Origin of the sequence: Brevundimonas sp. (genome assembly GCF_035935935.1) — a bacterium.
GTDB lineage: Bacteria > Pseudomonadota > Alphaproteobacteria > Caulobacterales > Caulobacteraceae > Brevundimonas.
Map to the genome: position 1 here is coordinate 200957 of NZ_DASYWO010000009.1, position 17669 is coordinate 218625.

Here is a 17669-nt window from a genome sequence, read left to right on the forward strand (position 1 = left end):
GCGGCTCGCGTCCCCGGCCGGCTCCGCCTATCCTCTCGAAGGCGCAACGAACAGGAGCATCCATGGCCGGCCTCAAGGACAAGCGCGGCTTCATCGACAAGGACCGTCTCGATCTTTCGGAGCGTCAGGCCGTCGAATACTGGATGAAGCGCTGGGGCGTGACGCGGGACCAGATCACCGCGGCCCACCGCAAGGTCGGCCGGCTGACGAAGGACATCGCCGCCGAGCTGGGCAAGAAGCGCTGAGGCGAAACGAAGAGCGGCGGGAAGGACCTGCCCCTTCCCGCCGCCGTTCGTGAACCGGATCGGCTGATCAGCCGATGCGCTCGAACACGCCGGCCAAGGCCCGCATGCGGCGGGCGTCCACCGCCGGAACGCCGCGCGCGCCCGCGGCCTCGGTCAGCCGCGCAGCCACCGCGTCGGCGGTGGCGGCGTCGGCCGAGCCCCGCCGCCAGCCGTCGATCACGGCCCCGGCCTCACGCATCAGCGCCGCGTCGGCGCCGGCGCGCGTCAGCTGGTCGACATAGGACATGGCCACATCCGGGGTGTCGGCCCACTCGACCCGGGTCTGGGTCTGCGGGTTGATCACGTCCATGCGCACCGCTTCGGCCGCGGCGATCTCAGCCGCCGACAGCTGGTCGGAAGGAACCAGCCGCAGGACGTCGAGGCCCCGCGCGATCTCGCTGGAATAGATGCGGCCGTTGAGCCAGTAGGCCGACCACGAGCCGCCGACCATCAGGCGGTCGCCGTTCAGAGGACCGCGATCGAAGTAGGCGATCTCCACCGGCTTGCCGGGGTCGGAGAAGTCCATCACCGAGATGCCGCCCTGGTACCAGGCCTGGACCATCAGGTCGCGCCCCGGAACCGGGATGAGGTTGCCGTTGTGGGCGACGCAGTTCTCGGTGGCGTTCTGCGCCGACGGCAGCTTGTGGAAGGCGCGACCGCGCAGCTTGCCGTCGCCGCCCACCGTCGCGATCAGGTTGGCGCCCCAGGTGCCCGGGTCCTCAAGCTGGCACCGGGCGCCGATGCCGCCGCTCCACTCGTCGGTGAAGATGACCTTGTCGCCCGTGTTGTCGAACGTGGCGGAGTGCCAGTAGGCCATGTCCGGATCGAACAGGTCGGAGATGCGCTTCGGATTTTCCGGGTCCGAAATGTCCAGGAAGATGCCGTTGCCGGCGCACGCGCCGGCGGCGCGGTTGATGCCCGGGAAGACGGTGATGTCGTGGCACTGGTTGGTCTGGGCCGTCTCCTGGCTGGTGACGCCGATGCGACCGCCGGTCCACAGCCCGTCGATGCGGCCGTTCTCGTCGGCGAAGATGCGCGGACGGTTGACGATGGCGGCGTCCTGCGGACGGTCCAGCGGCACCTTGATCACATCGATGGAGTACAGCGCCGTGTCGGCGTTGCGGCTCGGCTCGCCGGACGAGCAGATCGAGAGCTCCTCGGCGCGACGCACGCCCGACGTGCCCGAGTTGTAGACGTAGAGCACGTTCGGATCCGAGCTCGGCACGAGCGTGTGGGTGTGCGAGCCGCGGCAGGTCTGCACCGCCGCCACCTGGCGCGGGTTCTGCAGGTCCGAGATGTCGAAGATCCGCACGCCGCGGAAGCGTTCGGCGTTCACCGCGCCCCCTGCCCCGCTCGCGCCGCAGTCGACGCGGCCGCGGTTCTCCTCCACCGACATGAACAGCAGATTGCCGTGGACCGACAGATCGCCTTGCCCGCCGGGACAGACGACCGACAGGATCAGCTTCGGCTCTCCCGACGACACGTCATAGGCGTTGAAGCCGTTGAAGTTGCCGACGAACAGGCGGCCGTTCGACATGGCCATGTCGGTGTTGGACAGCGCCAGGGGGCTGAAGGTGTCGGGGCTGGCCTGGATGCGGGCGTTCAGCGCCTGCCCCTCTTCCTGGGTCGTCGGCGGCGCGAAGATCATGGCGGGGTCGTAGAAGCCCGGCGGCGGCGCGACGGCGTGCTCCAGGTGCATGCCCTTCTCGGCGCGACCGGCGTCCAGGATGCCGTCCGACAGACGGGTGCGCTCGTCGACGGCGACGACCGGGGTGGACGGCTGCTGGGCCTGGGCCTGGGCCGCCGCGGCGCCGGACAGAACCGCCAGGGCGGCCGCGGAGGAAAGCAGGGTCTTGCGAACGAACATGGCCGCTCCTTCTTGATCAGAGTTCAGCGAGAAGACTGCGCATGCGCAGAATTTCAGAGGACTGGTCGGCGACGACCGAGGTGGCGAAGTCGGACAGCAGGGTGTCCTCGGCCGAGTCCGGCAGGGCCAGCAGCTCCTCGACCATGTCCAGCGCACCCTGGTGATGCTGGATCATGCCTTCCAGAAAAAGCCGGTCGAACTCGGCGCCCTCGGCCGCCGCCAGTCGCGCCATCTGGGCCGGGGACAGCATCCCCGGCATGAGAGCCGTCTCCGACGGCGACGCGGCATGGCCCGCGTGCAGGTCACGGGCCTCCACGGGCTGACCCCGGGCCTGAAGCCAGCCACGCATGAGGTCCATCTCGGACGCCTGCCCGATCGCGATGCGGCGGCCCAGCGCCTTCACCTGCGGAGAGTGCCCGCGCACCTCCAGCAGCCTGGCCATCTCCACGGCCTGGGCGTGGTGCACGATCATGTGCTGCATGAAGCGGACGTCGGCGTCGGTGTAGGTGGTCCGTGCCAGTTCCGCTGCCTGCTCGGCCGTCACCGTGCGGGTGGGTTGTCCCGGAGCGCCCGGCTGGAAGATGGGCGGAGACGTCGGCGGATCCTGCCGCACGGGCGTCGTCGGATCCTGCGCGCCCAGCGACAGGATCCCGATGGCGATGCCCAGCAGGTGCGGCAAATCACGAACTCCCCACGCGACTTGGGCGGACACTAGGGCGCGCCGAAGCCGGCGGGCAAGCAAGAAAGCGTGTCGTTTCGTTCATGTGCCGTCGGGACGGCGGGCGCGAAGGCGCAGCAAGGCCAGGCTGCCCAAGGCGAACGGCCCCAGCAGGGCCAGAGCGACGGGGCGCTGGATCGCGCCGGCCCACCGGCCCCGGTCGACGCCGGCCGCGCCGCTCATGACCCAGATCGCGGCGACCACGCCGACCACGCAGAGGCCGAAGATCACAAGCCACGATCGTTCCTGGCGCAGCGCGATCGCCATCACGACGGGATAGGCCATGCACAAGACCACCAGCGGACCGCCGGCCGCGTGTCGCGGGTCCGGCAACGGGAACAGGCCGGCCACGATCGTGGACGCGCCGAACAGGGCGATCGCCGCCGCGGCGGCCGACGCCAGCCAGGCGCCGTCGCGCCTCAGCGCCGCGAAATGGCCTGCGGCGTTGACCAGGGCCAGCAGACCCACCACGACGATGGCGGCGTTGAACGGCCCCGCGACGGGCGATGGGGCCGCGCCCAACTCGCTGGCGACCTGTCTGACGGGATCGTATCCGGGCCAGGCCGCGGCCCCCGCGACCTGAGCGCCGTAGTAGATGGCCAGAAGAACCGGCCCCGCCCATAAAGCCGTCCGGACGAGCCCCGCCTTCGTCGCCATGCCCCTTCCGCCGTCAGATGTGGATGACGCGGCCGAAGGCGTCCAGCGCCGCCTCGTGCATGGCCTCGGACATGGTCGGGTGAGGATAGACGATGCCGTGGACGTCCTCTTCGGTCGCCTCCATGGTGATGGCGGTGACGTAGCCCTGGATCATCTCGGTGACCTCGGCACCGATCATGTGGGCGCCGATCAGGGCCCCGGTCCTGGCGTCGAAGATGGTCTTCACGAAGCCCTCGGTGTCGCCCGACGCGATGGCCTTGCCGTTCACCTTGAAGGGGAAGCGGCCGATCTTCACGTCCCGCTTTTCGGCCCTCGCCTGCTGCTCGGTGACGCCGACCGAGGCGACCTGCGGCTGGGCGTAGGTGCAGCCGGCGATGGGCGAATGGACGCTCGGCGTCTTGAAACCGGCGATATGCTCGGCGGCGTGGATGCCTTCGTGCGAGGCCTTGTGCGCCAGCCATGGCGCGCCGGCGCAGTCGCCGATGGCGTAGAGACCCTTCACGTTCGTCTGGCAGTGGCCGTCGATGACGACATGGCCCCGGTCCATGTTCACGCCCAGCGCCTCCAGTCCGATGCCGTCGGTGTTGGCGGTGATGCCCACGGCCGAGATGCAGACCTCGGCCTCCAGCGTTTCGGCCTTTCCGCCGGCCTCGATGGCGACCTGCACCCCCTGCCCGCCCTTCTTGACGGCGGTGACCTTGCAGCCGGTGCGGAACTTCAAGCCGCGCTTCTCGAACGCCTTCTGGGCGGCTTTCGAGACCTCCTCGTCCTCGACGGGCATGATCCGATCGACGGCCTCCACGACCGTGACGTCCGCGCCCAGAGCCCTGTAGAAGCTGCCGAATTCAATCCCTATGGCGCCCGACCCAATGACCACGATCGACTTCGGCATCGACTTCGGCGCCATGGCCTCGCGATAGGCCCAGATGCGGTCGCCGTCGGCCTCCAGCCCGATCTGCGGGATCGCCTTCGCCCGCGCGCCGACGGCCAGCATGACGGCCTTGGCCTCGACCGTGCGCGACCCGCCGGCCTTGAGCGCGATCACGACCTTCGGCGCATCCTTGCCCTTCTCCAGCTTCGCCGTGCCCTCGATGACCTCGATCTTGTTCTTCTTCATCAGGAAGCCGACGCCGGCGTTCAGCTGTTTCGCCACCCCCCGCGAGCGCTGGATGATGGCGTCGAAGTCGAACCCCACCTTGTCGGCCGACAGGCCGTAGTCCTTGAGGTGCGACAGGCTCTCGTACTTCTCGCCCGACTTCAGCAGCGCCTTGGTGGGGATGCAGCCCCAGTTCAGACAGATGCCGCCCAGGTTCTCGCGCTCCACGATCGCGGTCTTCAGTCCCAGCTGGCTGGCCCGGATGGCGGCCACGTAGCCGCCAGGGCCCGAGCCGATGACGATCAGGTCGAATTCAGCCACGGTCTCGTCCTCAGGCCAGCATGGTGACGGGGTCTTCGATCATCGCCTTGAAGACCTGCAGGAAGCGGGCGCCGACCGCGCCGTCCACAACGCGATGGTCGCACGTCAGGGTCACGGTCATCACGGTGGCGACGGCCAGTTGCCCGTCCTTGACGACTGGGCGCTGCTCCCCTGCCCCCACGCTCATGATCGCGCCCTGCGGCTCGTTGATGATCGAGGCGAAGTGCTTGATGCCGAACATGCCCAGGTTGGACACGCTGAAGGTGCCGCCCTGGAACTCGTCGGGCTTCAGCTTGCGGTCGCGGGCGCGCCTGGCCAGGTCCTTGGACTCGTTGGCGATTTCGCGCAGCGACTTGGTCTCGCACTTGCGGATGATCGGCGTGATCAGGCCACCGTCGATCGCCACCGCCATCGCCACGTCGGCGTGGTGATGCATGGCGATGCCTTCGGGGCTGTAGGAGGCGTTCGCTTCCGGCACCGCCTTCAGCGCCATGGCGGACGCCTTGAGCACGAAGTCGTTGACCGAAACCTTGATCCCGTCCTTCTCAAGCATCGCGTTGACCCTCGCCCGGGAGGCCAGCAGGCCGTCGATCTCGCAGTCGATGGTCAGCGGGAAGTGCGGCACGTCGCGGAAGCTGTCGGTCAGGCGTCGCGCGATCGCCTTGCGCATGCCGTCCAGCGGGATCAGGTCGTAGCTGCCGGCCGGGATGCCCTGTTGTTCCAGCGACAGGACCTGACGCGGTTCGCCCTTGGCCGGCGCGACGGCGGAGGCGGGCGCGGATCCGCCCTTGAGCCCCTCCACGTCGCGCCTGACGATCCGCCCATGCGGCCCCGTGCCCTTGACCGTCGCGAGGTCGACGCCGTTCTGCGCCGCGATGCGTCGGGCCAGCGGCGAGGCGAAGAGCCGTGAGCCGTCCGCCTTGCCGGCGGAGGGCTTGGCCGGCAGAGCCGCGTCCGCGGCCTTGACGCCCTCCGGCGTCGCCACCGCCTGGCCGCTCTCATGACCGGCCGGAGCCGGTTCCGCCTCCGCAGGCTCGGCGGGTTTCGTGGCCGGCTTCGGAGACGGAGCGGCGGTGCCGCCCTCGTCCTTCAGCCGCGCGATCGGCGTGTTGACCTTCACGCCCTCGGTCCCCTCGGCCACCAGAATGTCGGTGACCTCACCCTCGTCGACGGCCTCGACTTCCATGGTCGCCTTGTCGGTCTCGATCTCGGCGATGACCTGGCCGGCGGAGACGACGTCGCCGACCTTGACGTGCCACTTGGCCAGCACCCCCTCTTCCATGGTGGGCGACAGGGCGGGCATCAGGATGTCGGTCATTGCACGCTCCCCTTCGCCGCGTCAGGCTCGGCCAGGGTGCGCACGTCGTCGGCGGCGATGACCTCCGACATGCCCTTCAGGATCTGGTTGTAAGCCTGCTTCTCGTTCATGCCGTGCCGGACGCCATAACCGTGGGCCATGTGGCGCGCCGCATAGGCCAGCATCCGGCCGAACTGGGCAGGGTCCGAAAAGGCCGGCTTGATGGCCATGACCGGTTCGCGGTTCGACCACCACATGCGCAGGATTTCGATCGCAGCAGGGTCGGCCGCGACGGTGTCCGGCACGTTCAGTTGGTGCTCGACGGGTTCGCTCATGCCGTCACCTGCTTCACGGCCGCGATGATCTTGTCCACGCCCGGCAACGACAGGGCTTCCAGGTTGGCGGCGTAGGGCAGCGGCACGTCCTCCTGGTGCACCCGCAGCGGCGGCGCGTCGAGGTAGTCGAAGGCGTGCTCGATGACCCGCGCCACGACCTCGCCGCCGACCCCCATCGGGCCCCAGCCTTCCTCCGCCGAGACCAGCCGACTGGTCTTCTTCACGCTCGCGACGATCGTGTCGGTGTCCAGCGGGCGCAGGGTGCGCAGGTCGACGACCTCGCAGCTGATTCCCTCCTCCGCCAGCTTCTCGGCGGCCTGCAGGGCGAAGCCGACCATGCGGCTGTGCGCCGTGATGGTGACGTCGGTCCCCTCGCGACGGACCTTGGCCTTGCCGATCGGCACGACCCAGTCCTCGACGTCCGGCACGTCGAACTCCAGCCCGTACATCATTTCGTGTTCGAGGAAGACGACGGGGTTCGGATCGCGGATCGCGGCCTTGAGGAGCCCCTTGGCGTCCGCCGCGTCGTAGGGCGCGAGGACCTTCAGACCGGGCACGCTGGCGTACCAGGCCGAATAGTCCTGGCTGTGCTGGGCGGCCACGCGGCTGGCGGCGCCGTTGGGGCCGCGGAACACCATCGGACAACGGATCTGACCGCCCGACATGTAGAGCGTCTTGGCCGCCGAGTTGATGATGTGGTCGATCGCCTGCATGGCGAAGTTGAAGGTCATGAACTCGACGATGGGCTTCAGTCCGCTCATGGCCGCGCCCACGCCGACGCCGGCGAAGCCGTATTCGGTGATCGGGGTGTCGATGACCCGGCGCTCGCCGAACTCCTGCAGCAGCTCCCGGCTGACCTTGTAGGCCCCCTGATACTGGGCCACTTCCTCGCCCATCAGGAAGACGGCCTCGTCGCGGCGCATCTCCTCGGCCATGGCGTCGCGAAGGGCGTCGCGGATGGTCGTCTTGACCAGCTTGGCGTCGGCGGGGATTTCGGGGTCTCTCAGCTCGACCTTCGGCTTGACCAGCTCCTCGGCCGCTCCCCCTGTCGGCGGCGCCTTTTCCGGATCGCCGGTCTTGCCCTCGGCGGTCGCTTTCGGCGCTTCAGCGGCGGCTTCGGACTTCGGAGCGGACCCCGCGTCGTCGCCCGACAGGCGGGCGATCGGCACATTGACTTTCACGCCTTCGGTCCCCTCAGCGACGAGAATTTCCAGCACCTCGCCCTCGTCGACGGCCTCGACCTCCATGGTCGCCTTGTCGGTCTCGATCTCGGCGATCACCTGACCGGCCGACACGGTGTCGCCCGCCTTGATATGCCACTTGGTGAGCGTGCCCTCTTCCATCGTGGGGGACAGCGCCGGCATCAGGATGTCGGTCAACGGTCAGGCCTCCACATAGACGTCGGTGTAGAGCTCGGAGGGGTCCGGCTCCGGGCTTTCCTGGGCGAACTGCACGGCCTCGGCCACGATCGCCTTGATCTCGGCGTCGATGGCCTTGATCTCCTCATCGGTCGCCCGCGCGTCGGACAGCAGCTTCTTCACATGCTCGATCGGATCGCGGGTCGTCTTGACCTCATCGACCTCCTCCTTGGTGCGATACTTGGCCGGATCCGACATGGAGTGGCCGCGATAGCGGTAGGTCTTCACTTCCAGGATGAAGGGACCGCAGCCTTCGCGCGCGCGCTTCACGGCCCGGGCAGTGGCGTCACGCACAGCCAGAACGTCCATGCCGTCGACCTGCTCGCCCGGGATGCCGAAACTCGCGCCGCGCATGTACAGCTCGGTCGTCGCCGAGGCGCGCTCGATCGAGGTGCCCATGGCGTACTGGTTGTTCTCGATGATGAAGATGGCCGGCAGCTTCCACAGCTGCGCCATGTTGAAGCTCTCGTAGACCTGCCCCTGATTGGCCGCGCCGTCGCCGAAGTAGATGAAGCTGACCGAATCGTCGCCGCGGTACTTGCCGGCGAAGGCCAGGCCTGTGCCCAGCGCGACCTGGGCGCCGACGATGCCGTGGCCGCCATAAAAGCCGGTGGCCGTGTCGAACATGTGCATCGACCCGCCCTTGCCCTTGGACGAGCCACCGATGCGGCCGGTCAGCTCGGCCATGACCTCTTTCGGGTCCATGCCGGCGCACAGCATGTGGCCGTGGTCGCGATAGCCGGTGATGATCTTGTCGTGGCCCTGCTTCACGCTCTCCTGAACGCCGACGGCCACGGCCTCCTGACCGATGTACAGGTGGCAGAACCCGCCGATCAGACCCATGCCGTACAGCTGCCCGGCCCGCTCCTCGAAGCGTCGGATCAGCAGCATCTCGCGGTAGAAGCGGAGAAGATCTTCCTTCGACGCCGTCGGCGTGTTCGGAAGCTTTTTGGGGGCAGTCTTTTCGGAGGGGGCTTTCGCCATCCGCCATCTCCCGGCTGGACCCCAGGGCCGGGGCCTTCTGACTTAACGGAAAGGGGCTTTAGCAGCCTTGGTTCCGGAAAGGCAAAGCCGGGATCACGCGCTGTAACAACAGTTCAGGCGGCGGCGCGCCGCTCGTTCCGCGGCGTCGCCGGAGCCTGCACCTCGACCACCACGTCGCGGGGATCGGAGTAGCCCAGAAGCGCCCTCGCCCGCTCTTCCAGCAGGTCGCGCGACAGGTTGTCGTCGCCGAGATGGCGCACCCGCATTTCGAGGTCCGCCCGCTCGCGCTCAAGACGCAGGGCCTCCGCCTCCCTGGCCTGCAGCGCCTCGGCCCGGGCGTGCGCGGACAGCAGGCCCAGCTGGCCCGTCAACGCCTGGATGGACAGGTAGACGACCGCCAGGAACAGGGCGACGGTCACGCGATACGGCTTCATTCGGTCCAGCAAGTCGGACGCTCCTTCTGAGCGCGGGGGATTCCCTGCTCAGGGATGACCGAAAATGCCTAATGAACCGTAGCTTCGCCGTAAGAGCGGAGCCTATCTCAGCAGCATGCCGTCGCCGTAGTACTGGCCCTGATCGCCCAGCATCTCCTCGATGCGCAGCAACTGGTTGTACTTGGCCGTGCGGTCCGAACGCGCCAGCGAACCGGTCTTGATCTGCCCGCAGTTCGTGGCGACGGCCAGGTCGGCGATCGTCGAATCCTCGGTCTCGCCCGACCGGTGGCTCATAACCGCCGTGTAGCCGGCGCGATGGGCCATATCGACCGCATCCAGCGTCTCTGAAAGCGTCCCGATCTGGTTGACCTTGATGAGGATCGAGTTGGCCAGCCCCTCGCCGATGCCGGCCGCCAGACGCACGGGGTTGGTGACGAACAGATCGTCGCCGACCAGTTGCACCCGGTCGCCCAGACGTTCCGTCAGCGCCTTCCAGCCGTCGAAATCGTCCTCGGCGCAGCCGTCCTCGATCGACACGATCGGGAAGCGCTCGCACAGGTCGGCGAGGTAGCCGACCATGCCCTCGTGGTCGAAGGTCTTGCCCTCGCCGGCCATGACGTACTTGCCGTCCTTGAAGAACTCGGTCGCCGCGACGTCCAGGCCCAGATGAAAGTCTTCTCCGGCCAGATACCCTGCCGCCTGCCCCGCCTTGGTGATGAACTCGAGGGCCTCCTTGGCCGAGCCCAGGTTCGGCGCGAAGCCGCCCTCGTCGCCGACGTTGGTGTTGTGGCCCGCGTCCTTCAGCGCCTTCTTCAGCGCATGGAAGATTTCCGTGCCCATGCGCAGGCTCTCCGAGAAGCTCTCGGCGCCCGTCGGCAGGATCATGAACTCCTGGATGTCGATCGGATTGTCCGCGTGGGCGCCGCCGTTGATGATGTTCATCATCGGCGTGGGCAGGATGCGCGCCGAGATGCCGCCGACGTAGCGGTGCAGCGGCAGACCGGCCGAGATGGCGCTGGCCTTCGCGCAGGCCAGCGACACGCCCAGGATGGCATTGGCCCCCAGCCGGCCCTTGTTCTCCGTGCCGTCCAACTGGATCAGGGCCTCGTCGATCCGCCGCTGGTCCTCGGCGTCCATTCCCGACAGGGCGTCGAAGATTTCGCCGTTGACCGCGTCGACCGCCTTCTGGACGCCCTTGCCGCCCCACAGGTCCTTGTCGCCGTCCCGCAGTTCGACGGCCTCATGCGCGCCGGTCGACGCGCCGGACGGCACCGCGGCGCGGCCGAAGCTGCCGTCGTCCAGGATGACGTCGACCTCAACCGTCGGATTGCCGCGGGAATCGAGGATCTGGCGGGCGACGATGTCGGCGATGTCGGTCATGGGAACGTCCGGTGGCTGAGGGGTCCGCGCCGTTTAACGCAGACCCCTCGCGAGCGCCACCGGCGGCGTCAGGAACAGCCTTCGACGTACTGGATCGACGGGCCCCCGCCGCGCACTGCGGACACGCGGCCGTCGGCGCCGATCTCGTACACCAGACCCCGGGCGTTCGGATCCTGCACGTAGGCGGTCCCGGAGGTCGGGGGGCTCCAGACCGTCACGTACTCCGCGGGGGCCGAGCTGTACTTGTGCGGGCTGGCAACGGCCGACGGACCATAGGCGGCCTTCACCGCCGCCGCCTCGTCGCCAACCCCGAAGCCGCGGTCGCTCTTCAGCGTGGAGCCGCGGATCAGGGAGATGCGCGTCAGCCGGTCGTTCTCGATCATCACCAGCGTGCCTTCCGGCGCCCGCGCGGGACGGAACTCGTCGCACTGGGCCGGGTCGGCACCGCCGACGGCGCCGGGGTTCGCGTCGTCGCCCCACGCGGCCACGACTTCCGCGCGGGTCATGCCGACGCGCAGCGGTCCCAGCCCGGTGGCCGTGAGGACGTCGCCCGTCGCCGGGGGCGTCGTCGGGCTCGGGGTCGTCGGCGCCCCGGGTTGGGTCGGGCCGGCGGGCGCGGCGGGTTCCTCGGCGGGCGGCGCGCCGCACGCGGCAAGGGCGAGCGCGGAGGCGGCGACGGTGATCAGGGTCAGGCGCATGAAGGGCTCCGTAAGCATGGAAGCCGACACAACGCACGAAAACGGCGCGCGGGGCCACCGCGCGCCGTAAAAGCTCAGCTTTTCTGCGCCGGGACTATTCGTCCTTGGGCGTCAGCACCTGCCGGCCGCGATAGGTGCCGGTCTTCAGGTCGATGTGGTGCGGACGCTTCAGCTCGCCGGTGTCCTTGTCCTCGACGTAGGCGTTGGTGCCGAGGGCGTCGTGGGCGCGGCGCATGTTGCGACGCGACGGCGATACTTTGCGCTTGGGAACGGCCATGTCCGTCTCGATCTTCAGGCTGGGCGCCCGAGAAGCCCGGGGCGCGAATACGAAAGCGGCGGCCGAGAGGGGCCGCTGCGGGAGGCGGGCTTATGCCGGAAGGTCATGGCGATTTCAAGCCTCGCCGCGAGACGCCCACTCCCCGCGCGACAGGCCGTAGAAAAAGCTGTCCTTCCACTCTCCGCCTACGTTCCAGGTCCGCGCCCGAAACCCGGTGCGGACGAAGCCCAGTTTTTCCAGCAGGCGAATCGACGCCGCGTTCTCCGGATCCACGTCGGCGGTCGCCTCGGCGTGTCCGGTCGTCGTGAACAGATGATCCAATGCCGCGCGACAGGCCTCGAACGCCAGACCCCGCCCCCACACGTCCGGATGCAGGATGTAGCCGATTTCGGGCGGGGTGAAGAAGCCGGCCTTGCCGACCGCGCGGCCCTCGACCTCGACGACGAAGTCCGGATTTTCCGGGCCCTTGGCGATCATGGAGGCCAGCCAGTCGTGGGTCTGGTCCATGTCCACATGCGGCGGCGTGGACCACCAGCGGGTCGCCTCGACGCTGGACAGCACCACATGCATCGCCGCCAGGTCGTCCGGACGGGCGGTGCGCAGGGTCAGCCGAGGCGTCCTGATCTCCATCCCGCGCCGATGCGCCGCCGCCGTCGTCCGGTCAAGCCAGCGACCGCTCCAGCACCACGAAGGCCAGGTCGTCACGCTTCGGCAGTCCGAAGCGCGGATCGGTGGCCGGGAAGGGCCGCGTTTCGCCGGTGCGGACGTAGCCGAGGCGTTCGTACCAGGCGATCAGCTCGTCGCGCTGGACGATGACGGTCATCTCCATGCGACGGGCGCCGAATCGCTCGACCGCCACGCGCTCCGCCTCCCGCACCAGCACGCCGCCCACCCCGCCGCCCTGCAAATCGGGCTCGACCGAGAGCATCCCCAGATAGGCGAGGCCGTCGCCCTTCGACGTCACCTGCACGCTGCCGATGATGTCGCCCTGTCGTTCCGCCAACACGACGACCTGCAGGGGATCGGCGACGATCGCGGCCACGCTCTCCAAGTCGATGCGGTTCCCGTCCAGCAGATCCGCCTCGTGCGTCCAGCCTTTTCGCGCCGTCTCGCCGCGATAGGCGCGATGCACCAGCGGCTGAACGCGCGCGGCGTCTTCCGTAGTCGCCAACCTGAGCGACGTGTCAGACATTCAACATGTCCGCGACCGCCTCCCCGATCGCCAGCGAACTGGTCAGGCCGGGGCTCTCGATGCCGAACAGGGTGACCAGCCCTTCCAGCCCATGATCGTCCGCGCCCCGCAACTGGAAGTCAGGCTGGGTCTCACCCGGCCCGTGCAGCTTGGGCCGTATGCCGGCGTAGTCGGGGGTCAGCCGATCGGCCTCCACGCCCGGCCAGAAGCGCGCGATGTAGCGCGCAAACGCGTCGCGCTTGCCGGGGTCGACGGAATAATCCTCCGCCTCGACATAGGTCAGATCGGGTCCGAACACCGCCTGTCCGCCCAGATCCTTGCGATAGTGGGTCCCCAGCGCGCCCGGAATGGGCGGTGGGTAGATCAACCGGTTGAAGGGCGCGGGGCCCGTCAGTCGGAAGTAGACGCCCTTCCCGAAATGGCCGTCGGGGATGTGGTCGGACGGAAAACCTTCGATCCGCGCTGCCACCTCCTGAGCCTGCAGTCCCGGAGCCGTGACCAATCGACGGCAGGTCAGCGTCGCCCCGCCCTCCCCGCCTGCGACGATGGAAAACCCGCCGTCCGGCAGCGGCTCGGCCCGCTCGACCGGCGTGCCGACCACGACCGAGCCGCCGGCGTCCTCGATCTCGCCCTGCAGCGCCAGCATGTAGCCGTGACTGTCGAACACGCCGCTCTCCGGCGACAGGACGGCGGCGTGGACGTTCAGGGCCGGCTCGAGCGCCTTCGCCTGCGCGCCGGTGAGGTGCTCCAGCGCCTCCACCTCGTTGGTGGTCGCCTGCTGGAAGATGGCTTCGATCCGCTCGACCTCGGCCGCATCGGTCGCCACGACCAGCTTTCCGCACTTCCAGTGATCGACCTTGTGGCTTTCCAGAAAGGCGTAGAGCGCGCGGCGGCCGGTCACGCACAGGCGCGCCTTCAGCGAACCGGTCGGATAGTACAGCCCGCCGTGGATGACTTCGCTGTTGCGGCTGGAGACGCCCTGGCCGATGTCCGGTTCCTTCTCCAGCACCAGCACGGTCTGGCCGCGTTTCGCCAGGGCCCGCCCGCAGGCCAGGCCGACCGCCCCCGCGCCCACGACGACGGCGTCGAAGTCGAAGCTCACGCCGCCCGACCGTACCGACGCGCGGCCTCGGCCTCGAAGCACCCGATCAGTCGTCCGACGGCGCGATCGAAGTTGGCGTGCAGCATGGCGTCCAGAATCCGGCTCCTGAAGGCGAAGTCGATCATGAAGTCGATCCGCGTCCCCTGCTGAACCGGCACGAATTCCCAGCGGTTCCGCAGATGTCTGAAGGGCCCGCTCAGCAGGCCTACCTCGACCACGTTCCTGATCCGATCATGCCGGACCCAGGTCGCGAACCGCTCCTTCAGGAAGCTGAAGCCGACCTGCGCCTCGGCGTCGATGAGATCCACGCCCGCCGCCTCCTCGCGCGCGTTCCACGTCCGCATCGCGGTGACCCACGGCACGAAGTCCGGATAGGCCCGCACGTCCGCCACCAGAGCGGCCAACTGCTCCGGCGCATACGGGAGGACGCGGCTGACGCGGTGGACGGCCAAGCGGGGCTCAGCGCCCCGTCGTCGACAGCCGCGCCGCCTTTAGCCGGGCGAAGTCTTCGCCCGCGTGGTGCGAGGAGCGGGTCAGCGGGCTGGACGAGACCATCAGGAAGCCCTTGGCCCGGGCGATCGCCTCATAGGCCTTGAACTCCTCCGGCGTGACGAAGCGCTCGATGGCGGCGTGCTTCCGGGTCGGCTGCAGGTATTGGCCGATGGTGATGAAGTCGACGCCGGCGGAGCGCATGTCGTCCATCACCTGCATGACCTCTTCCCGCGTCTCACCCAGCCCGACCATGATGCCGGACTTTGTGAACTGGTTCGGGTCGCGCTCCTTGACCATCTGCAGCAGACGCAGGGAGTGGAAGTAGCGGGCGCCGGGCCGGATCTTCAGATACAGCCGCGGCACGGTTTCCAGGTTGTGGTTGAAGACGTCGGGCCGGGCGTCGATCATCACCTCGGCCGCCCCGTCCTTGCGCAGGAAGTCAGGCGTCAGGATCTCGATCGTCGTGCCGGGGGCCTGCAGCCGGATCTGCCGCACCACCTCGGCGAAGTGGGCCGCGCCGCCGTCATGCACGTCGTCCCGATCGACGGAGGTGATCACGACGTGGTTCAGGCCCATCTGCTGCACCGCCAAGCCCACCTTGCCCGGCTCTTCCGGGTCCAGCGGCTGGGGCAGACCGGTCTTGACGTTGCAGAAGGCGCAGGCCCGCGTGCAGGTGTCGCCCATGATCATCAGCGTGGCGTGCTTCTGGCTCCAGCACTCGCCGATGTTGGGGCAGGCCGCCTCCTCACAGACCGTGTGAAGACCCTTCTCCTTAACGATGGCGCGAGTGGCGTTGTACTGGCCCGATCCCGGCGCCTTGACCCGCAACCACTCAGGCTTCTTCAGCACCACGGTGTCCGCGCGCTTCCGCTTCTCCGGATGGCGAAGTTCGGCCGGCGTCTTCGTCAGGGCGTCGATGAGGGTGACCATGTCGTCGGCTATGTCGTCCCTGCGGCCGATCAAGGCAAGTGCGCCGGGAACCTCACGCCCCGTTACGCATCTTTTCAAGCCGCGGGCCGGGCCCTAGTTTGCGCCGCGTAAACCAGACCGGCGAGCGAGCCGGCGGGGAGGATTCCGACTTGCGCATGCCGCTGAACGCCAAGGATCCGGAAACGGTCTTCGACGCCCTGATCGCGGCCCGGGACACCTATGGCGACAAGGAGATCCTGGAGGATCAGGATCGCAAGCCGCTGACCTACACGGGCCTGATCCGGGCCGCCTTCGTGCTGGGCCGCAAGATCGCCGCGATGACGGAGCCCGGAGAGCGGGTCGGCGTCCTGCTCCCGTCGTCGGCCGGCGTGGTGGTCACCTACTACGGCCTGCACGCCCACGGCCGCGTGCCTGTGATGATCAACTTCACCTCGGGCGAGCGGAACATAAAGGCCGCCATCCAGGCCGCGGGCGTGAAGCGGGTCCTGTCGGCGAAGCGTTTCGTCGATCAGGCCAAGCTGGACGACCTGATGACCGAGATCGCCGCGGTGGCGGAGGTGGTCTGGCTCGACGACGTGCGCAAGACGATCGGCCTGCCGGACAAGCTCTACGGTCTCATGGCCGGCCTGATGCCGAGGCGGTTCCGTGTGAGGACCGATCCCGCGTCCCCCGGCGTCATCCTGTTCACCTCCGGCAGCTTCGGCGCGCCGAAGGGCGTCTTCCTCAGCCAGTGGAACCTGGTCGCCAATTGTCGCCAGGTGGCCCAGCACATCGCCCTGAGCCCGGACTGGGTGGTGTTCAACCCGCTGCCGACCTTCCACTGCTTCGGCCTGACCGGCGGCGTGCTCCTGCCGATGCTGACCGGCATGAAGGCCTTCCAGTATCCCTCGCCGCTGCACGCGAAGCAGATCGTGGAGCTGCTGCCGGAGGTGAAGGCCTCGATCCTGTTCGCCACCGACACCTTCCTGAATCAGTGGGCGCGCGTCGCGGCGCCTGACGACTTCTCCACGCTGGAGTTCGTGGTCGCAGGCGCTGAAAAGGTGAAGGACGAGACCTACCACCTCTACAACACCAAGTTCCGCGGTCTGAAGCTTCTGGAAGGCTACGGGGCCACCGAAGCCGCGCCGGTGGTGGCGGTGAACCACCCGGACCGCAACCGCCCCGGCACCGTCGGCCAGATGCTCCCCGGCATGGAGTGGCGGCTGGATCCCGTCGACGGCATCGACGAGGGCGGCCGGCTTTTCCTGCGCGGTCCGAACGTCATGAAGGGCTATCTGTCGCCCGAGGATCCGGACAAGGTCGATCCGCTGCCGGGCGGATGGCACGACACCGGCGACATCGTCGACATCGACAGGGACGGCTACGTCGCCATCCTCGGCCGCGCCAAGCGCTTCGCCAAGATCGGCGGCGAGATGGTCAGCCTGACGGCCGTCGAGGGGCTGGCCGGCGCGGTCTGGCCCGACAACAGGCACGCCGTGGTCGCGGTCGCAGACGCCCGCAAGGGCGAGAAACTGGTCCTGGTCACCGACCGCAGGGACGCGGACGTCGCCCGTATCGCCGAATGGGCGCGCGACCACGGGGCCCCCGAGCTGGCCGTGCCGAAGAAGATCGTCCGGGTCGCCGAACTGCCGGTCCTCGGAACCGGCAAGACCGACTACGTCTCGATCCAGCAGATGATCGAGGCCGACAAGGCGGCCGCTTGAATTGAAACCTTGACCGTTCCAGTCTCCGACTCTCATCGAGAGGGAGGCTTCCATGTTCGACCGGTTCTCCGCGTATCAGCCCCAGTTGCTCAGCGTCCTGCGGATCATGTCGGGCGCGCTGTTCCTTCAGCACGGCACGGCCAAGGTCCTCGGTTTTCCCGTGGTCGAGGGCGTCCCGCCGCCCGGGCTCAGCCTGCCCGGCCTGTCCGGACCGCTGGAGCTGATCTTCGGCGTGCTGCTCGTGCTCGGCCTGTTCACCCGCCCCGTGGCGTTCCTCGCGGCCGGCTTCTGCGCGGTGGCCTACTGGGCGGTGCACGCCGGCGGTGGATTTTTCCCCATCCTGAACGGCGGTGAACTGGCCGCCCTCTACTGCTTCGTCTTCCTCTATCTGTGCGCCGCGGGCCCCGGGTCGTGGAGCGTCGACGCGGCCATGCGCAAGCGGACCTGACCGGGTCCCGCCGGGCGACGCGGGCCTTGCCTGAAC

The 17669-nt window shown here is 68.5% G+C and carries 20 protein-coding genes; 3 read left to right on the forward strand and 17 right to left on the reverse strand.

What is annotated here, in order from left to right; all coding sequences use genetic code 11:
- Positions 1-62 precede the first annotated feature (62 nt).
- Positions 63-245 carry a DUF3606 domain-containing protein gene (locus VGR32_RS10195; RefSeq protein WP_327450275.1) on the forward strand — a complete coding sequence of 61 codons (183 nt, stop codon included), beginning with the start codon at positions 63-65 and terminating at the stop codon, positions 243-245.
- Between the two features lie 67 nt (positions 246-312).
- Here VGR32_RS10195 and VGR32_RS10200 read toward each other — a convergent pair whose 3' ends face one another.
- The 17 genes from VGR32_RS10200 to lipA all read right to left on the reverse strand — a co-directional run bounded on the left by VGR32_RS10200 (position 313) and on the right by lipA (position 15482).
- Positions 313-2151, reverse strand: coding sequence for a hypothetical protein (locus VGR32_RS10200; RefSeq protein WP_327450277.1), 1839 nt, complete (start codon positions 2149-2151; stop codon positions 313-315).
- 16 nt (positions 2152-2167) lie between these two features.
- Entirely contained in the window at positions 2168-2830 is a 663-nt protein-coding gene (locus VGR32_RS10205) for a DUF305 domain-containing protein (protein ID WP_327450278.1), read from the reverse strand.
- Between the two features lie 81 nt (positions 2831-2911).
- Positions 2912-3526 (reverse strand): DUF998 domain-containing protein, encoded by a 615-nt coding sequence (locus VGR32_RS10210; RefSeq protein ID WP_327450280.1) that lies wholly within the window; start codon positions 3524-3526, stop codon positions 2912-2914.
- A gap of 13 nt (positions 3527-3539) precedes the next feature.
- Positions 3540-4943, reverse strand: coding sequence for a dihydrolipoyl dehydrogenase (gene lpdA, locus VGR32_RS10215; protein WP_327450282.1), 1404 nt, complete (start codon positions 4941-4943; stop codon positions 3540-3542).
- Positions 4944-4953: 10 nt separating this feature from the next.
- Positions 4954-6261 carry a pyruvate dehydrogenase complex dihydrolipoamide acetyltransferase gene (locus VGR32_RS10220; protein ID WP_327450284.1) on the reverse strand — a complete coding sequence of 436 codons (1308 nt, stop codon included), beginning with the start codon at positions 6259-6261 and terminating at the stop codon, positions 4954-4956.
- Positions 6258-6575, reverse strand: a complete 318-nt coding sequence (locus VGR32_RS10225; RefSeq protein WP_327450286.1) for a DUF5076 domain-containing protein — start codon at positions 6573-6575, stop codon at positions 6258-6260. Before VGR32_RS10225 ends, VGR32_RS10220 begins: the two co-directional genes overlap by 4 nt.
- A complete protein-coding gene (locus VGR32_RS10230; RefSeq protein ID WP_327450288.1) occupies positions 6572-7954 on the reverse strand; it encodes a pyruvate dehydrogenase complex E1 component subunit beta in 1383 nt (460 codons plus the stop codon). Before VGR32_RS10230 ends, VGR32_RS10225 begins: the two co-directional genes overlap by 4 nt.
- A gap of 3 nt (positions 7955-7957) precedes the next feature.
- Positions 7958-8977 carry a pyruvate dehydrogenase (acetyl-transferring) E1 component subunit alpha gene (pdhA, locus tag VGR32_RS10235; protein ID WP_327450290.1) on the reverse strand — a complete coding sequence of 340 codons (1020 nt, stop codon included), beginning with the start codon at positions 8975-8977 and terminating at the stop codon, positions 7958-7960.
- A gap of 113 nt (positions 8978-9090) precedes the next feature.
- The gene (locus VGR32_RS10240) at positions 9091-9423 is read right to left on the reverse strand and encodes an FtsB family cell division protein (protein WP_327450292.1); all 333 of its coding nucleotides are present in this window, start codon (positions 9421-9423) and stop codon (positions 9091-9093) included.
- A 90-nt stretch (positions 9424-9513) separates the two neighbouring features.
- Positions 9514-10791: a phosphopyruvate hydratase gene (gene eno, locus VGR32_RS10245; protein ID WP_327450294.1), complete on the reverse strand. Its 1278-nt coding sequence runs from the start codon at positions 10789-10791 to the stop codon at positions 9514-9516.
- 68 nt (positions 10792-10859) lie between these two features.
- Positions 10860-11489 carry a hypothetical protein gene (locus VGR32_RS10250; RefSeq protein WP_327450296.1) on the reverse strand — a complete coding sequence of 210 codons (630 nt, stop codon included), beginning with the start codon at positions 11487-11489 and terminating at the stop codon, positions 10860-10862.
- A 94-nt stretch (positions 11490-11583) separates the two neighbouring features.
- The gene (gene rpmF, locus VGR32_RS10255) at positions 11584-11766 is read right to left on the reverse strand and encodes a 50S ribosomal protein L32 (RefSeq protein WP_125257185.1); all 183 of its coding nucleotides are present in this window, start codon (positions 11764-11766) and stop codon (positions 11584-11586) included.
- A 114-nt stretch (positions 11767-11880) separates the two neighbouring features.
- Positions 11881-12471: a GNAT family N-acetyltransferase gene (locus tag VGR32_RS10260; RefSeq protein ID WP_327450299.1), complete on the reverse strand. Its 591-nt coding sequence runs from the start codon at positions 12469-12471 to the stop codon at positions 11881-11883.
- Positions 12428-12958: a GNAT family N-acetyltransferase gene (locus tag VGR32_RS10265; RefSeq protein WP_327450302.1), complete on the reverse strand. Its 531-nt coding sequence runs from the start codon at positions 12956-12958 to the stop codon at positions 12428-12430. Before VGR32_RS10265 ends, VGR32_RS10260 begins: the two co-directional genes overlap by 44 nt.
- Positions 12951-14060 (reverse strand): NAD(P)/FAD-dependent oxidoreductase, encoded by a 1110-nt coding sequence (locus VGR32_RS10270; protein WP_327450304.1) that lies wholly within the window; start codon positions 14058-14060, stop codon positions 12951-12953. Before VGR32_RS10270 ends, VGR32_RS10265 begins: the two co-directional genes overlap by 8 nt.
- A complete protein-coding gene (locus VGR32_RS10275; protein ID WP_327450306.1) occupies positions 14057-14512 on the reverse strand; it encodes a type II toxin-antitoxin system RatA family toxin in 456 nt (151 codons plus the stop codon). The genes VGR32_RS10270 and VGR32_RS10275 overlap by 4 nt, the downstream gene beginning before the upstream one ends.
- A gap of 7 nt (positions 14513-14519) precedes the next feature.
- Entirely contained in the window at positions 14520-15482 is a 963-nt protein-coding gene (gene lipA / locus VGR32_RS10280) for a lipoyl synthase (protein ID WP_327450308.1), read from the reverse strand.
- A gap of 155 nt (positions 15483-15637) precedes the next feature.
- On the opposite strand from lipA, the gene VGR32_RS10285 reads away from it, so the two are divergent.
- Together VGR32_RS10285 and VGR32_RS10290 are read left to right on the forward strand one after the other, a co-directional pair.
- On the forward strand, positions 15638-17185 hold the full coding sequence (locus tag VGR32_RS10285) for an AMP-binding protein (protein ID WP_327450587.1): 1548 nt from the start codon (positions 15638-15640) through the stop codon (positions 17183-17185).
- A 52-nt stretch (positions 17186-17237) separates the two neighbouring features.
- Positions 17238-17633: a DoxX family protein gene (locus VGR32_RS10290; RefSeq protein WP_327450310.1), complete on the forward strand. Its 396-nt coding sequence runs from the start codon at positions 17238-17240 to the stop codon at positions 17631-17633.
- Positions 17634-17669: the final 36 nt, after the last annotated feature.

Excerpts from the sequence above, each read along its gene's own strand:
- VGR32_RS10250 (WP_327450296.1), bottom strand. The coding sequence starts at position 11,489 with ATGCGCCTGACCCTGATCACCGTCGCCGCCTCCGCGCTCGCCCTTGCC.
- VGR32_RS10200 (WP_327450277.1), bottom strand. The coding sequence starts at position 2,151 with ATGTTCGTTCGCAAGACCCTGCTTTCCTCCGCGGCCGCCCTGGCGGTT.
- eno (WP_327450294.1), bottom strand. The coding sequence starts at position 10,791 with ATGACCGACATCGCCGACATCGTCGCCCGCCAGATCCTCGATTCCCGC.
- VGR32_RS10195 (WP_327450275.1), top strand. The coding sequence starts at position 63 with ATGGCCGGCCTCAAGGACAAGCGCGGCTTCATCGACAAGGACCGTCTC.
- VGR32_RS10290 (WP_327450310.1), top strand. The coding sequence starts at position 17,238 with ATGTTCGACCGGTTCTCCGCGTATCAGCCCCAGTTGCTCAGCGTCCTG.
- pdhA (WP_327450290.1), bottom strand. The coding sequence starts at position 8,977 with ATGGCGAAAGCCCCCTCCGAAAAGACTGCCCCCAAAAAGCTTCCGAAC.
- VGR32_RS10210 (WP_327450280.1), bottom strand. The coding sequence starts at position 3,526 with ATGGCGACGAAGGCGGGGCTCGTCCGGACGGCTTTATGGGCGGGGCCG.
- VGR32_RS10220 (WP_327450284.1), bottom strand. The coding sequence starts at position 6,261 with ATGACCGACATCCTGATGCCCGCCCTGTCGCCCACCATGGAAGAGGGG.
- lipA (WP_327450308.1), bottom strand. The coding sequence starts at position 15,482 with ATGGTCACCCTCATCGACGCCCTGACGAAGACGCCGGCCGAACTTCGC.
- VGR32_RS10265 (WP_327450302.1), bottom strand. The coding sequence starts at position 12,958 with ATGTCTGACACGTCGCTCAGGTTGGCGACTACGGAAGACGCCGCGCGC.
- VGR32_RS10285 (WP_327450587.1), top strand. The coding sequence starts at position 15,638 with ATGCCGCTGAACGCCAAGGATCCGGAAACGGTCTTCGACGCCCTGATC.
- rpmF (WP_125257185.1), bottom strand. The coding sequence starts at position 11,766 with ATGGCCGTTCCCAAGCGCAAAGTATCGCCGTCGCGTCGCAACATGCGC.
- VGR32_RS10225 (WP_327450286.1), bottom strand. The coding sequence starts at position 6,575 with ATGAGCGAACCCGTCGAGCACCAACTGAACGTGCCGGACACCGTCGCG.